12 protein-coding genes are annotated in these 15,412 nt (G+C 53.2%); 9 read left to right on the top strand and 3 right to left on the bottom strand.

The genetic code is table 11. The features are described from left to right. Positions 1-411 precede the first annotated feature (411 nt). The 3 genes from ACYVJM_RS05440 to ACYVJM_RS05430 are packed head-to-tail and all read left to right on the top strand — an operon-like array spanning position 412 to position 7,674. Positions 412-2,751, top strand: a complete 2,340-nt coding sequence (locus ACYVJM_RS05440) for a GAF domain-containing protein (protein ID WP_461147180.1) — start codon at positions 412-414, stop codon at positions 2,749-2,751. Beyond that, the gene (locus tag ACYVJM_RS05435) at positions 2,748-6,407 is read left to right on the top strand and encodes a BamA/TamA family outer membrane protein (RefSeq protein ID WP_461147179.1); all 3,660 of its coding nucleotides are present in this window, start codon (positions 2,748-2,750) and stop codon (positions 6,405-6,407) included. The genes ACYVJM_RS05440 and ACYVJM_RS05435 overlap by 4 nt, the downstream gene beginning before the upstream one ends. A 16-nt stretch (positions 6,408-6,423) precedes the next feature. Then, entirely contained in the window at positions 6,424-7,674 is a 1,251-nt protein-coding gene (locus tag ACYVJM_RS05430; protein ID WP_461147178.1) for a Pycsar system effector family protein, read from the top strand. 223 nt (positions 7,675-7,897) lie between these two features. Here ACYVJM_RS05430 and ACYVJM_RS05425 read toward each other — a convergent pair whose 3' ends face one another. From ACYVJM_RS05425 to ACYVJM_RS05415, 3 genes are all read right to left on the bottom strand, one after another. Then, a complete protein-coding gene (locus ACYVJM_RS05425; RefSeq protein WP_461147177.1) occupies positions 7,898-9,091 on the bottom strand; it encodes a molybdopterin molybdotransferase MoeA in 1,194 nt (397 codons plus the stop codon). Positions 9,092-9,211: 120 nt separating this feature from the next. After that, on the bottom strand, positions 9,212-10,012 hold the full coding sequence (locus tag ACYVJM_RS05420; RefSeq protein WP_461147176.1) for a ferritin-like domain-containing protein: 801 nt from the start codon (positions 10,010-10,012) through the stop codon (positions 9,212-9,214). Positions 10,013-10,027: 15 nt separating this feature from the next. Beyond that, a complete protein-coding gene (locus ACYVJM_RS05415; protein WP_461147175.1) occupies positions 10,028-10,747 on the bottom strand; it encodes a ferritin-like domain-containing protein in 720 nt (239 codons plus the stop codon). A 209-nt stretch (positions 10,748-10,956) separates the two neighbouring features. On the opposite strand from ACYVJM_RS05415, the gene moaC reads away from it, so the two are divergent. The 6 genes from moaC (at position 10,957) to ACYVJM_RS05385 (ending at position 15,399) form a co-directional block, all read left to right on the top strand. After that, positions 10,957-11,430 (top strand): cyclic pyranopterin monophosphate synthase MoaC, encoded by a 474-nt coding sequence (gene moaC, locus ACYVJM_RS05410; protein ID WP_461147174.1) that lies wholly within the window; start codon positions 10,957-10,959, stop codon positions 11,428-11,430. Next, a complete protein-coding gene (locus ACYVJM_RS05405) occupies positions 11,423-11,995 on the top strand; it encodes an NTP transferase domain-containing protein (protein WP_461147173.1) in 573 nt (190 codons plus the stop codon). The genes moaC and ACYVJM_RS05405 overlap by 8 nt, the downstream gene beginning before the upstream one ends. Before the next feature lie 134 nt (positions 11,996-12,129). Next, the gene (locus ACYVJM_RS05400; RefSeq protein ID WP_461147172.1) at positions 12,130-12,738 is read left to right on the top strand and encodes a DUF6992 family protein; all 609 of its coding nucleotides are present in this window, start codon (positions 12,130-12,132) and stop codon (positions 12,736-12,738) included. A 63-nt stretch (positions 12,739-12,801) separates the two neighbouring features. Next, complete coding sequence (locus ACYVJM_RS05395; protein ID WP_461147171.1) at positions 12,802-13,593, top strand: nucleotidyltransferase domain-containing protein; 792 nt, start codon at positions 12,802-12,804, stop codon at positions 13,591-13,593. 2 nt (positions 13,594-13,595) lie between these two features. After that, a complete protein-coding gene (locus ACYVJM_RS05390) occupies positions 13,596-14,072 on the top strand; it encodes a nucleoside deaminase (protein WP_461147170.1) in 477 nt (158 codons plus the stop codon). Between the two features lie 121 nt (positions 14,073-14,193). Beyond that, positions 14,194-15,399: a DegT/DnrJ/EryC1/StrS family aminotransferase gene (locus ACYVJM_RS05385; RefSeq protein WP_461147169.1), complete on the top strand. Its 1,206-nt coding sequence runs from the start codon at positions 14,194-14,196 to the stop codon at positions 15,397-15,399. Positions 15,400-15,412: the final 13 nt, after the last annotated feature.

Genomic DNA, 15,412 nt, shown 5'->3' with positions numbered 1-15,412 from the left:
CATAGCCGAAGCTGCATGTTGGCCTTCGGCTATGATGCATTTCACTAGGCTGGCAAAACCGGCCCGCACTAGCTTACTAGTCAGCCTGCGCAAAGTCTTCTATATAGATATTCTTAGTCAATTTCTACGAACTACGTTTGACTGGTTGTTGTTGAAAAACAAATCTACACCTGCTTTCCTGAGCCCGATGAGTATCCATCGCTGATATCATTTTGAATCGGGGCGTTCCGTTTTCCGAAAGGCAATCGATTAAAAACGGCGTCATCCAGCCTCAAAAGCGGTTTTTGTTTGACAAGGCAGTGGAGTTTAGAGAATCAGAACGGCGGTTTGGGGCTACCCGACTGCGTTACTAACCGATACTTTATTCACGATGCGAAAAACGCATGGGTGCTCCACAATGATTGATTTTATATGGAAACATTATTTACTCTTCCCAAATTAGATGGTCTGATATTACGATTCCAGTTGTCGTTCAAGCCCTTTGTGCGCTTCTTGAAAGAGCAGCGTACCCTGGCCACGACGGATGGACTCCGTCAATTATACACCTATCTGATCGATCAGTTTACCTCGGCTATCGTTCTGTTCGAAGACCAAAACGAGACCATTGACGAAAAGCGACTGACGGAGCTTTTTCAACTCGCAACGTTGGCCGTGTTACCCTTAAATCATAGCAGACGCGAGATCTCATACGCCTTCGGCATCCCGGTTCCCCTAACCTTATTTCATTATTCATCGGCGTTTGAGGAATTGATCAATCGATTTCCGGACTTCCTGATGGATTTGCCCGACCAGATTAAGCAACAGGATCGGCAACGGCTGGCTTACCAGATGATACTGGGAAAATGTTACGGCATACCGTTCGACCATACCGTTGGGCAGTCGTTTCAATTCCAGAAAAAGTTGAATGGCATCACGAAATTTTATCGGCTCGATATCAACAACTCCTTTGTTCAGCCGAAGGTTGGTCAACGACAGCCTGAGCTGCAAGAGAGCTGGGTTGACTTTGCCAAAGGGCTGGGCGAGTTACCCGTCGGCGAAGAGGCTTTGCCGCTGGAGCTATTTACGTTTGAAGGGTTCGCTTTTTTTCAGCTGGAAGACGTCACCGAGACGGAAACTATTCAGCAGTTACGGGAGGTCTTTGTACACCTGCATTCCGATACCGAACCCATGATCTACCATCGGTTCGAGTCGGCTCTGCGAAACCTCTGCGGCCAGCCCGACCTTCAGATCGGCATTATTCCCATGTCGCAGGTGAATGGCCATTTCGTGTATCCGCCCAACAGCAAAAACCGGAGCATTTTTCTTCAATACGCCGGTACATCGGGCATGGATTACAAGAGTCCGATGGCACAGATGATGGTTCGAAAGCTAACGCGAAGTTCGGTGCCTTACCTGTTTCCTGACTTGGGTGGATTGCCTGAACCCGTGCAGGAGGCACTAATCGGGAAAGGTATCCGAAGTTTTATGCTCTATCCGATCGGGACGGGCAATGAGGTGCTGGGTATTCTGGAAATGGGAAGCCCGCGGGCCTTTGCCCTCAGTGAAGCGATCCTGGCTAAAATCGAGAGTATCCTGCCGCTCATTCAGGAGTTACTGCGCTACCAACTCAATCAGTTCAATACAAATCTGGAACAACTTATACGCAAAAAATTCACCTCCCTTCAGCCCGCCGTCGAGTGGAAATTTTACGAAGCAGCCTGGTCGCATCTCAGTCAGGAACAACGGAACGGTGGCGCTGGTGAAGCGATTCCGGTACGGTTCCCGGCGGTGTATCCGCTCTACGGAGCGGTCGATATCCGTAACTCATCGGTTGAGCGACACAAGGCTGTTCAGCAGGACCTGGCCCGGCAGGTAGCGGTTGTAGAAGCCATTTTTGCGCTCCCCGAATTTCCCTCGAACGGGTTCCGTCCCGAAAAGCTAAGAGACGGGAATTTCCAGTGCCGACATAAACTGACGACCGGCCTTTTACCGGAAGATGAACCCGAGGTAGCCCTTTTTCTGGTCGAAGAAGTGAATGTGTATTTTCGCTATTTGCTCCCGCATCAACCCTTGCTCGAAGGCCCGATTCAAGCGTACTTTGCCCAGACCGACCCCGTAACGGGTCTTTTCAATCAGGCACTGAAACGGTACGAACGAAGCATGGACTGGCTCAATGCGGCCGTAAACGAATATATCGACGAAGAGGAGAAGAAACTCCAGACAATTTATCCGCATTACTTTGAGCGGTATCGAACGGATGGGACGGAATACTCGATTTACCTCGGGCAATCCATTGCGCCCGACAATCCGTTTACGCCCGGTATCCGGCTGCGGTTGCTCCACTGGCAGCTAACCTCAATGGTTGAGGTAGCGCATCTGACGCACCGGCTGCTGTCGGGCTTGCCGCTTCCGCTGCAAACGACCCAGTTGATTCTGGCCTATTCCCAACCCGTTGACATTAGTTTCCGGCAGGACGAGCGCCGGTTCGATGTAGAAGGGTCGTATAGTATTCGGTATGAAGTGCTGAAAAAACGAATTGATAAAGCCTATATCGAAGGGACGCAGGAGCGGCTCACCCAACCCAACACCATTGCCATTGTGTACAGTCAACTATCTGAAGTAACGGATTATCTGCCATTTATTGCCGACATGCAGGCGCGGGGCGCACTACATCCTGAGCTGGAATACCTTGATCTCGAACCGCTTCAGGGCGTTGTTCATCTTAAGGCACTACGCGTCCGTATCAACTATACAGACTCCGCCCAATCATGAAACACGCGGACATGGTACGGTATTGGTTACTTGGCTTACTGGGTATTGTAAGCAGCCTGACAACGGCTTTAGGACAGCTGGTGCCCGCTGATTCCATTCGGCACCGGGTTGTCCTGATCGGGGATGCCGGTCGGTTACGAGACGGCACCAATCCGGTCGTCGATGCGGTGAAGGCACGTTATGATTTCAGCAATTCGCGCACGACGCTGCTCTACCTTGGCGATAACGTTTACCCGCATGGACTCTCCGACGAAAGCAGCCCGGACTACGCTTCACTGGCCGCTATCCTGCGGTATCAGGTAAGCCCCGGTTTGCCACCTGCAACCAGCCGGGTCCTGTTAATTCCCGGTAATCATGACTGGGGCAAGGGGCGTCCCGATGGCTGGGAACGGATCGTTCGGCAGGGGAAGTGGATCGACAGCCTGAACGCGCCGAACATCAAGCTGCTCCCGGCAGACGGATGCCCCGGTCCTGAAGAAATACAGCTGAGTTCCAGTTTATTGCTGGTCATTATGGACACGCAATGGTGGCTCCATCCGTACGCAAAGCCGGGTGCCGATTCGGACTGTAACTGCAAAAATCAGGATGAAGTCATTGCCCGACTGACGGACATTGCATACCGGAACAAGGGCAAAGCCATTATTGTCGCGACGCATCATCCCTTTCGGAGCTACGGGATTCATGGCGGCTATTATACCCTCAAGCAGCATATTTTTCCGCTGACGGAGTTTTCGTCGAAGCTATATATTCCCCTGCCCGTCATTGGTTCCATCTACCCGCTGGTGCGTGGGGTATTCGGCAATATTCAGGATTTGCCGAATCCGACCTACAAACACATGGTTCAGGTGATGGAAAAAGCCATGGCACCGGCACCCAATGTGGTGTTTGTTTCCGGCCATGATCATGCTATCCAGCACATCGTCGACGGGTCCCGGAATTACATTGTGAGTGGTTCGGGAATTAACCGGGAGCGGGTGAAAAATGGAGCGCTGGCCCGGTTTGTGAGTGGCGAGTGGGGGTATGTACTGCTGGATGAGCTGACAAACGGGACGCTGAAAGCTACGTTCTACACCGTCGATGAAGCCGCCACAGCTACCGAAGCGCATAGGGCTACGCTCTTTTCTGTATCACCCATCGGCGATTCACTAAGCGTAAAGTCACAGCCCCGAACCTGGCCGGATAGCGTACAGGTAGCCATTGCCCCCGCCTATGATAGTGTCGGGGCTATGCATCGCCTGTTATTTGGCACCAATTACCGGAAAGAGTGGGCCACCACCGTCAACCTGCCCGTCTTTAACCTGACCCGTACCAACGGCGGATTCAAAATCTTGCAGCGCGGGGGCGGTCAACAGACAAAGTCGCTGCGGCTCGAAGACGCCAGCGGGAAGGAGTGGGTGTTGCGAAGTATCCAGAAAGATCCGGCGGGGGCGCTGCCCGCTCCCCTGCGCGAAACTATCGCCAAAGATGTGTTGCAGGACGAAATTTCGGCCGGTCATCCGTTTGCGCCGTTGGTGGTGCCCACACTGGCGGAGGCTATCGGCATCCCCCACGCCAATCCGAGACTGGTATACGTTCCCGACGACCCGGCGCTGGGTATCTATCAGGCCGATTTTGGGAAGACCGTTTGCCTGTTCGAAGAACGAAACCCCGGCGACGGGAAGTCGATCAGCACCGTAAAACTCCTCGAAACGCTCGAAAAAGATAATGACGACCGCGTCGATCAGCGTGCTGTCCTGCGCGCCCGAATGCTCGACCTGTTTATTGGCGACTGGGACCGCCACGAAGACCAGTGGCGCTGGGGAAGCCGGAAAACCGCCGGAGGCAAAGTTTATTTTCCAATCCCCCGCGACCGCGATCAGGTTTTTTTTCGGGCGGGCGGAGTATTCCCGGCTATAGCATCGGTGCCCTGGATACAGCCAAAATTTCAGGGGTTCACTACTCGGCTGGATAATGTAAACGGCTTCATGAATAACGGGCGGTTTTTCGACCGGCTTTTCATGCACGACCTTAACGCCCAGGACTGGATGACCGAAATCACCAACCTTCGGGATTCGCTCACGGACGATGTGCTGCAACGGGCCATCAACCAACTTCCCGATACCATTCGTCGGGAGTCGGGCAACCGGATTCTCGAAACCCTTAAAGTCCGGCGGGGCTGGCTGCTGGAGAAAGGACTGCAATACTACCGGTTTCTGGCCAAAGCGGTTGACATTCCCGGATCGGACAAGAAAGAGCTGTTTCGGGTGCAGCACATCAACGACGATCAACTGGTCGTTTCGGTTTTCAAGCTGACAAAAGACGGGTCGGTAGGGCCACAGATGTACAGCCGCACCTTCGATGCATCGATCACGAAAGAGGTTAGGCTGTACGGCCAGAAGGGCGATGATCGTTTCGAGGTTAGCGGCCCGGAAGCGGCTAACATTACCGTTCGGCTTATTGGTGGAAAAGGCGACGATACATTTGTGGTGGAGGGGCATCCGGGCAAGCCGCTCATCTATGATCTGAGTACAGAAGAAAATACGCTGCCGGAGCCCCATCTGGCCCATTTGCATCTATCGACGGATAAAGCCGTCAATGCTTACGATCCCCATGTGTTCAAATACGACAGGCTGCTGCCACTCGCTACGATTGGCTATAATCTGGATGATGGCTTGCTGCTGGGTGTGGGCGGTCAGTGGATAAAGCAGGGGTTTCGGAAAACGCCCTATGCGTCGATGAACCGCCTGATGATCAGCCGGGCGCTGGCCACCGAAGCGATCTCGCTCAAGTACGATGGCATCTTTACCGATGCCATTGGTAAGAATGACCTGTGGGTGAACGCATCGGTCAAAGCCCCCGATAATGTGACCAACTTCTTTGGCCCCGGCAATGAAACCGTCTTCGAGAAACAACGCCGAATTCGCTACTATCGGACCCGCTACGACCTGATCAACCTGGCCGTATTACTAAAACGGAATGTGGGCGCCCATATACAGCTGATGGCGGGGCCGGTTTTTCAGCACTTTAGTCTGGATACCGATGAGAATGCCGGCCGCTTTATTGACACCTACGTCAGCCAATTGCCCGATTCGGAGAAATTCCTGAGACGGGAAAGTTACGGTGGGCTACAGGCTGGATTACAGATTGACCAGCGTAATAAGCCCGTGCAGCCGTCCCGAGGGTTCTATTGGAACACCACGCTGCTCGGTATGCAGGGATTTAGTGAGCAGGCGAATCACTTTACGCAACTACGCTCGGAACTGGCGGTGTACACCAGTTTCAGTCAGGCGGCTAACTTTGTCCTGGTCAACCGGGTTGGGGGCGGACTGACCTATGGCGATCCGGCATTTTACCAGTTACTCTACCTGGGTGGACAGGATAATTTGCGGGGTTTCCGAACGTATCGGTTTGCCGGAGATAATTTATTTTATTACAACCTGGAAGCGCGCTTGAAGCTGTTCGATTTTCAGTCGTTCCTGTTTCCGGGGAGTGTGGGCTTACTGGCGTTCAACGACGTTGGGCGGGTATGGCTCAAGGGCGAAACATCGAAAAAATGGCACAATGGATACGGAGGTGGTTTATACGTAACACCCGCCAGTTTATTGCTGGTAACAGCCTCCGTTGGTTTTTCGGACGAAGGGGCATTGCCCTATGTATCGCTGGGTTTCCGATTCTGATATCAACTGTTCTCTTATGACTCCTAAACTTGTACACCAGATTGAGGCCCACATCGTTCAGTCGTTCAGGGACAACCCCCGTCCCGATCTGACCTACCATACCCTCGCCCACACCCGGGGCGTTGTTCAGGCAGCGGAACAACTGGTAAAACATTATAAACTGGACGAAACCGAAGAGCTGGTCGTTTTGGCGGCTGCCTGGTTTCATGATGTGGGGTATCTGAGCGGCCCGCCCGAAGACCATGAGGAACGCAGCGCAACGCTTGCCGCCGAGTTTCTTACGGAGTTGGGGGTGTCGCTTGGCATTATCGAGCAGGTGAAAGGGTGTATCCGCGCTACTAAACTACCACAATCGCCACGAAACCGGCTCGAGGAAATTCTTTGCGATGCCGACATGTTTCACCTGGCCAGTGACGATTATAAAGACAAACAGAAACTGCTTCGAAAGGAAAAAGAGAACCTGACGGGTACTGCTATTTCAGGAAGCGAGTGGCGGCAAAAAAATATCGCCCTGCTCGAAACACATGTGTACTTCACCAAATATGCCCGAAATCATCTGGAGGAAGGGCGGGCAGCCAACCTGCATCGGTTAAAAGAAAAGCAGGCTGAAAAGAACGGCGATGATAAGCCGGTAAAATCGACAAAAGCTATTGTAAACCCCGAACCGGCCGCTAGTCCGGCGTCGGTTGCGACGGAGCCATCACCAGCGGCAGATAAGAAAAAAAGCAAAGACAGTAAATCGGATCGGGGTGTTGAAACGATGTTTCGGACAACCTCGTCCAATCATTTACGGCTGAGTGAAATTGCAGATAGCAAAGCCAACATCATGATTTCTGTCAACTCAATCATGGTGTCTATTCTGGTGTCGATCCTCCCGCGCCGGATTGAGGAAAATCCGAACCTGATGATACCGACGGCTCTATTCCTGACGACGTCTGTGCTGACAATCGTTTTCGCTATTCTGGCCACCCGCCCCAACGTTACGCAGGGTACATTCAGCCATGAGGATATTCAGCAGAAGAAAGGCAATCTGCTGTTCTTCGGCAACTTCCACCGTATGAGTCTGGGCGAATACGAATGGGGCATTCAGGAGCTGATGCAGGATAGCAGTTATCTCTATGGCACAATGACCCGCGACATCTATTATTTAGGGCTCGTGCTGGCAAAAAAGTACAAGCTCCTGCGGGTGGCCTATACTGTTTTCATGTTCGGTTTTGTGACGTCTATTCTGGCCTTCCTGAGCGTATTCCTGTTCTTCAGTAAGTAAATCAACATGAACACAGAGACGGCCTGCCCACTCTTGTGGTATGGAGACTTTTAGGGTCAAATGCTGACGACCAATGAGTTGATGCGAATGATGGCTTCTGTGCAGATTCAATAAAACCATTTCTGTCATCCCGACGTCAGGATGACAGAAATGTGCTTGTTTCACTTCCCTAATCATCCGTTATCCGCGTTATATGAATCGCCGTGTCTCTGTACTCAATAAATTACCGGGTTGACCAGATCTGAAACGCTTCACCGGCATCAAATTCAGAGCGGTTGGCGGGGAGTTCCATAAACGCGTCGGCGTTCAGCAGGTTGGCAAAATCGGCCGAGCCGGAGCCGGGCAGGGGATGGGCCAGTGTGCGGCCATCGGGTTCAGACGTTAACCGGACGGGTAGGAAATAGGTAATACTCGGCTTAAAAATAACCCGTTCGGCCAGTTGCGCGTAACGTGTTGCCTGTGCGGGTAACCCAAGGGATGCCCGTAGGTAAGGCAGCACATACCGATACGCGCACAACACCGTCGACACGGGATTTCCCGGTAGTGCAAAGACGGTTTTCGTTGGTGTTGAGCCAAACCAGAGCGGTTTGCCCGGCCGTTGTTCGATCTTGTGAAAGTGTTTTTGAATACCAAGTTGTGCCAGAACAGACGGTACAAAGTCAGCCTTTCCGGCAGAGACACCCCCACTTAAAATCAGCACATCATTAGCCGCCAGAAGACCGGCAATCTGGCTGGACAGTATAGCTTCATCGTCAATAATGTGATGCAGCGAAGCCTCAATTCCCAGCGACGCCAGAGCCGCCCTGAGCATGTAGGTGTTCGACCGGCGAATCTGGTAGGGCAGGGGCGTATCGGCAATATCGACCAGTTCATCGCCGGTAGAGATGAGCGCCACGTTGGGCAGGGCCGTTACACGTACTGTTATTTGTCCGACCGATGCCGCCACCGCCAGTTCCGGAGGCCCGAGCCGCATGCCAACCGAGAGCAGTTCGTCGCCCGTACGCCGGTCCGTTGCCCGGGGGTGTATGTGCTGACCCGCCTGTACATCGTCGATCGTGATCGTTGCCTGTCCATCCGCAATGGTCACATCTTCGTAGCGAACAACGGTGTCTGCGCCGATGGAGAGCATGGCCCCGGTCATGATTTCCAGACAGGTATTGGCCTCGGTCAGCGTTTGCTGCGGCTGACCGGCGCGTTGAATACCCGCCACAGTAAACGTGCGCTGGCCCGCTGAATAGTCGGCAAATCGAATGGCAATTCCATCCATCGCTACCCGGTCGAACGGGGGGAAGTCGCGATCGGCGCGGACAGCTTCGCGAAGTACCCGGCCGTTGGCGAGTGGTAAAGGCACCGTCTCGGTGGGGAGCGTTAACAGCTGTTGTTGAGTGATGGCAAAGGCGTCGGCAACGGAAAGCATGGGTTGTAGCTGAATAAATACGAAGCAAGGTACGCCAAAAACCTGCCATCCCACAAGCACGGCGGCTTTGGGATGGCAGGCAGAAAAAACAAATGTGGCGGAAACCAGGAAAACGGCATTTTACGCCAGGAATGGCGCCACGATGGCGGTCACCTGCTCGCGGGTGAGTGGTTCGTCGAAGGCTTCGGTGATGCCTTCCAGGGGTACCTGTCCATCCAATAGACTGGCCAGGTTGATTCCTTTCTGTACCACATTATCGTCACCTGCGTATACGGCTGCGGCCGCCTGTGGCAATCCCGACGGGCTGGCCAAGGAGATCCAGCCTTTCTGACCGCGCAGGAAACGAATGCGGGCCGCGTGAGTAGCTTCCGTAGCGTGAATCTGCAAGGCGGTTTCAAGAATCGGTTTATCGTTCATCAGATTCGGGGCCTGTCCTTTGTACGCCCGAACGCCCGTATCCTCAAACGCCTGTGAAACGGCCGCAAACGTCTGGAAATTAGAAAACGTATCGGGGAAGTTACCCTTGGCAGAATAGTCAAAAGCCGGTTTTGGAATTGCCTTGTCAGCCAATACCGTCTTGAGCAACTTGACGTGCAGTTCCTCATGCCGCCGAATGTATTCAAATGCCGGTTTATACGGGTCGGGAATCAGGCCGGGCGTGTTGGTGCCAATTTCGTAAAAGTTCGACTCAAGGTATTCGAGCAAGAGGGCAAAGTTCAGCACATCCACCACATTCTGCGGTAGTTGGCTGCTCTGTCCGTAGGCGTTCGTCAGGGCCGACGCCATGATGGCCGGAGCGGCCACAGCCACCGTTTTACGGGTGAGGGTACTGAACAGACCTCGGCGGGATACATGTTCCAGCCGGTCGAAGAAATCGCCGTCAACCTGTTCGAGTTCAGTAAAAATGGATTGGAGATTCATAACTGGAGAAACGGGTTAGGCTGCGACTGATGGCAGGTTGTGAGCATCTATGATTTCGAGAACATACTTCTGGGCAATGGGGACTACTTCTGCCGGTTCTAGCTTAATGAACCGTCCCTCGATCACAATATTGTCGCCGGAGAACGCGGTTTGATTCATGTATTCGATTTCGCGGATGATGGACACGTGCCGGGCTTCTACCGAAACAATTTTACCCGCCACCGCCAGATTTTCGGGGTCAGTCAGGTACTTGCCCCCGCCGTTATAGGCTGCCGTTCCGATTTCAGCAAACTTTCGCGATGCCTCCAGCACATCCGTACGCTCCCGAAAATTGATGTCGCTGAAATTCAGCGTCAGGTCCGGGATACCGGCACTGCCCAAAGCTGCCCGGTAAAAGGCCCGGTGCGTTACTTCGTGATTGCGCAAATCCTGAAATAACTGCATTTCCAATGCGGTCATGCCCGAATAAGGATTGGCCAGTACTAACTCATAAAAGCGGGATTCGATCTGTTCCAGCACGAAGGCATAGTTGAGAATGCCAAGATCACCGCCGGGCAGTGTGATCACATCGCCTGGCACCCGTCCGCCATTCGGACTAATGTCGGGGGTAGCCGTCGAACAGGCTGTCAGAAGCCCACCCGTAACGGCCGCAGCGGTGGCTGTGCGCAGAAAGGCACGCCTGGGAGTGCTGAACTCCGAAGGTGTTTTAAAGTTGTTCATGAAACTGTTTTTCATTGAGTAAAGGATGAATTAATAGCACTGTAGCTTTGTCATCCTGTAATACAAGCAGTCTGGCTGTAGGTTGCAAACTAGTGAGGTAAAGGCCGGATACAGAGCCTGGGGTGGGCAATCGTCAGACGAACTATTTAGAAGGTCGCCGGATAACAGAGACCCAATCCTGAGCAGGAGCGGTTACCTTTGCCTGATCTGTTTCCCTAAAAACTATGAACTCATTTACACACCTCAACGCGGAAGGCAACCCGGCTATGGTCGATGTGGGCGCCAAGACGGTTACCCGACGGACGGCCCGCGCTCAAACCGTTGTAACCCTCGGCCCCGACATTATGCAGCACCTGAATGGGGCTGATATTACTACCAAAAAAGGCCCGGTCTTTCAAACGGCCATCATTGCCGGAACCATGGCCGCCAAACGTACCGACGATTTAATTCCCCTTTGCCATTCACTTGGTCTGGATAACTGTCAGATTACCATTACGACCGATGGCGATGACGCCATTGTTAGTTGTCTGGTGTCGACCGAAGGGAAAACGGGCGTGGAGATGGAAGCGCTGGTGGGCGCATCGGTTGCAGCCCTGACGATTTATGACATGTGCAAAGCCTTTTCGCACGATATCATCATCAAAGAGACGAAGCTGATGGAAAAAACGGGCGGCAAACGGGACTTCCACCGTGCTTAATGGACTTATCCTGACCGGGGGGCGAAGTACCCGGATGGGGGAAGATAAGTCGCTGCTGGATTACCACGGCAAACCCCAGCGCGAATACCTCACGGAACTGCTCGGACCCTATTGTGAAACGGTTTTCTGGTCGGTGAATGCCGATCAGGCGCGTCAAATCAGCCCGACGAACCACCCACTTGTTGTTGATCTGTACGACTTGATGAGCCCATTGAATGGCATCCTGTCGGCGTTTCAAACCGAGCCTTCGGCGGCCTGGCTGGTGGTAGCCTGCGACATGCCGCTGCTGACCAGCCTCTCCATCGACGCCCTGCTGACAAACCGCGCACCGAACAAAATGGCGACTGTCTTCTATGATTCCGATGGGCTGTCTCCTGAGCCGTTGCTGGGTATTTATGAGTCCGCTTTCGGTCCGATTCTCCATCAGGCGTTTGTCAACGGTGCCGTTTCGCCCCGGAAGCTCCTTATGCAGAACGATGTGCAAATCATAACCGTGCCGGATCGTCGCGAATTGACGAACGTCAATGACCCCGAAGCCAGAGCAGCACTGAAACAACGTCGTTGATTTCTGACTTATATGCATTTAGGGCTCTCGTTTAGCCCCCTGCCACGGTCACCTCGTAAGTTATAGAGTAACCGTGGCAGGGGCTAAGCGAAAGTCCTGGTATTGCTTAAGCAAAAAATACTCCGTGTAGCTCTGTGACAAAAATCAAGAAACTCATCCTGGCAACTGGTTCTGTTCTCTTAAGCATGGGAGCCTCGGCCCAGCGTGTGACACCATCTCCTGACTTGCAAATATTCACCGAACAACGCATCCGGCATCAGAAAACCCTGGGACTTACTCTTGGCAGTTATGCGCTGGCTACTATTGCCGTTGGGGCCGTTGCCGCCGGACAAACCTCGGGCGAAGCGAAGTATTTTCATAAAATGAACGTGTACTGGAATCTGGTCAACCTGGGTATCGCCGGGGCTGGGCTATTGGGATCGCGCAAGGCGAACGCCGGTTCTGAAACGCTGGCCGATGCGGTGAAACAGCACGAAAACATGAAGAAAATCCTGCTGCTCAACACCGGCCTCGACGTCGCTTATGTTGTGGGAGGTGCTTACCTCCGGGAGCGGGGAGCGAATCGGCCCGACAAGGCCGATCAACTGCGGGGGTATGGGAAATCGATCATGCTTCAGGGTGGGTTTCTATTCGCCTTCGATCTGGTCAACTACTTCATCTTTAAAAACCGGGGCGACAAACAGGAACGACTTCTCCTTTCGACTACCCCAGACGGTGTTGGAGTGGTGGTGCCCATTCGGTAAAGCTGGCCGAACTAAAGGAAATGGAGGGCTGTTCTCCGATAATTTACCAGCCTCAACCAGACTATGACAGCTCATCTATCGCTTTTTCAACCATTTATCGAATCGGCTATCCATGTATGTCGGCAAGACCCGGAAGCAATTGGGCTGGCCGCGGGTGGTTCATGGGCATCGGGTGAGCTGGATGCCTACTCCGATCTGGACCTGGTGCTGGTTCTCCGCCAGAAACTGGCGCCCGATACCGAACGGATGCGGGCGTATGCGGCCCGATTTGGGTCTTTGCTGGCCTCGTTCCGGGGCGACCATGTAGGTGAACCACGTCTGCTGATCGCTCTGTATGAATCCCCACTGCTGCATGTTGATATTAAGTTTCTGACACTCGATGAATTTTATGAGCGGGTTGAAAATCCGGTAATTTTGTGGGAGCGTGATGAACGGCTGTCGACTATCTTAGCTAAGTCGGAGAGCGCCTATCCTCCGTTTGATTTTCAGGGAACAGAAGATCGCTTCTGGGTCTGGATACACTATGCCGCTTTGAAAATTGGCCGGGGCGAGTACTTCGAAGCGATGGATTTTTTATCGTTTATACGCATTATGGTATTGGGGCCGATGCTCCATCTTAAACACAAAGGACTGCCAAGAGGGGTCCGGCGGGCCGAAACGACATTTACTTCAATGGAGTTGAGCCGGTTGCAAAAAACTGTTGCCAGCCCCGACCGGAAGAGCCTTTTTGCCAGCCTGACCGAAGCAATGAACCTGTACGAAGAATTACGGGACGAACTGGCACCGGTTGCGTTACATAGACACACAAAAGCACAGACAGCCGTTACACAGTATTTGACCACTATTCAATACTAATCATGACCAATCAGGATGAAATTTTTCTGCGGGAAGCCATTCAGCTCGCCCGCGAGGGGATGACGACCGATCAGGGCGGGCCATTCGGTTCCGTCATTGTTCGCGATGGCGAAATTGTTGGGAAAGGCTTTAACATGGTCACCTCAACCAACGACCCAACGGCCCATGCCGAGGTGGTAGCCATTCGTGATGCCTGTCGGAATCTGGGCACGTTTCAACTGGATGGCTGTACCCTCTATGCTTCCTGTGAACCCTGCCCAATGTGTCTGGGAGCCATTTACTGGGCGCGCCCGAGCCGCGTTGTCTATGCGGCCCAACATGCCGACGCGGCCAACGTGGGCTTCGACGATCAGTTTATTTACGAAGAGATCGACAAGCCGCACGAGCACCGGCACATTCCTATGCACCAGCTTCTGCGCGACGAAGCGGAGGCTGTATTTAAGGAGTGGGTAGCACTCGAAAAGCGAATACCGTATTAAAGGAATAGCAAGTACCCTTGAACGCATGTGTTCGTTCTCGGGTGAAAAACCGTACTTTTGCCGTATAAATGGTCGCCGGGCAAGAGTACGTTTCCAGGCGGCCCTCTAAACGGATTACGTCATGCCAGGAATGGAATTTTTCGGAGCCGCTGAGCGCACAGAAATCAACGATGTGCTCGAGACCGGCATCCTGTTTCGGTATAATCACGAAGCACAACGAAATAATATTTACAAAGCCCGCGAGTTTGAGGCTGAGGTAGCCAAACTCGTTGGCGCGAAGTACGCCCACGCCGTTTCGAGCGGCTCAACGGCGGCTTTGTGCGCCATGGCTGCTGCCGGCATCGGTGCCGGCGATGAAGTCATCGTCCCGCCCTTCACCTATATCGCTACCATCGAAGCTGTGTTAATGGTCGGTGCGCTGCCCGTTTTCGCCGATATCGACGAAACGCTTTGTTTAAGCGCCGATGGTATTCGCAAGGCGATTACACCCCGAACCAAAGGCGTTTGTCTGGTGCATATGTGCGGTCAAATGGCCGATATGGATGGCATCATGGCGGTCATCAATGAACACAACCTGGTGCTGGTAGAGGATGCCGGCCAAGCCATGGGTGCCAGCTACAAAGGTGTTTCGACCGGCCTTTGGGGTAAAACCGGTGCCTACTCCTTTGACTTCTTCAAGATTGCCACGGCGGGCGAAGGCGGTATCATGGTGACCAACGATGAGACGGCTTACAAACATGCCGATTCATATTCCGACCACGGCCACGACCATATCGGCAGCAACCGGGGCATGGAACAACATCCGATTCTAGGCTTCAACTACCGCATTAGTGAATTGCACGCGGCTGTGGGTCTGGTGCAAACGCGCCGGGTTTCCGAAATTATCAAAAGCAACAACGCCCACAAACGCCAGTTGATGGCCGCTCTGGGACAAGTGCCCGGTGTGGAGTTCGCCCGTATTCCCGACGCTGATGGTGATTCGGCTACGTTCCTGAACATGCTCCTGCCCGATACGGAAACAGCCCAGCGGGTTGTCGCCGAAATGAACGCGGCCGGTATTGGCGGGTTCAACTACTGGTTTACGAATATGTACCACTTCATCAACCAGTGGGATCATATCAAGGAAATGCGGACGGCTTCTGCGCTGCCCATCGAAAAGTTTGGTGCACCCCAGGATTATAAAAACCTCGACATCCCCAACGCACAGACGACCATCGGCCGACTGATTTCGTTCGGCATCCGGGCCACTTGGACGTCGGAAGAAGTCGCAACATTGGCATCGAACATCGAAGCTGCCATTCGGAAGGCAACATTGGTTGAAGCGTAAATTTTTTCAGCCA

Source organism: Spirosoma pulveris (assembly GCF_054781875.1).
Note: the sequence above shows the minus strand (reverse complement) of the source record. Positions and strands in the feature narration are given on the sequence as shown.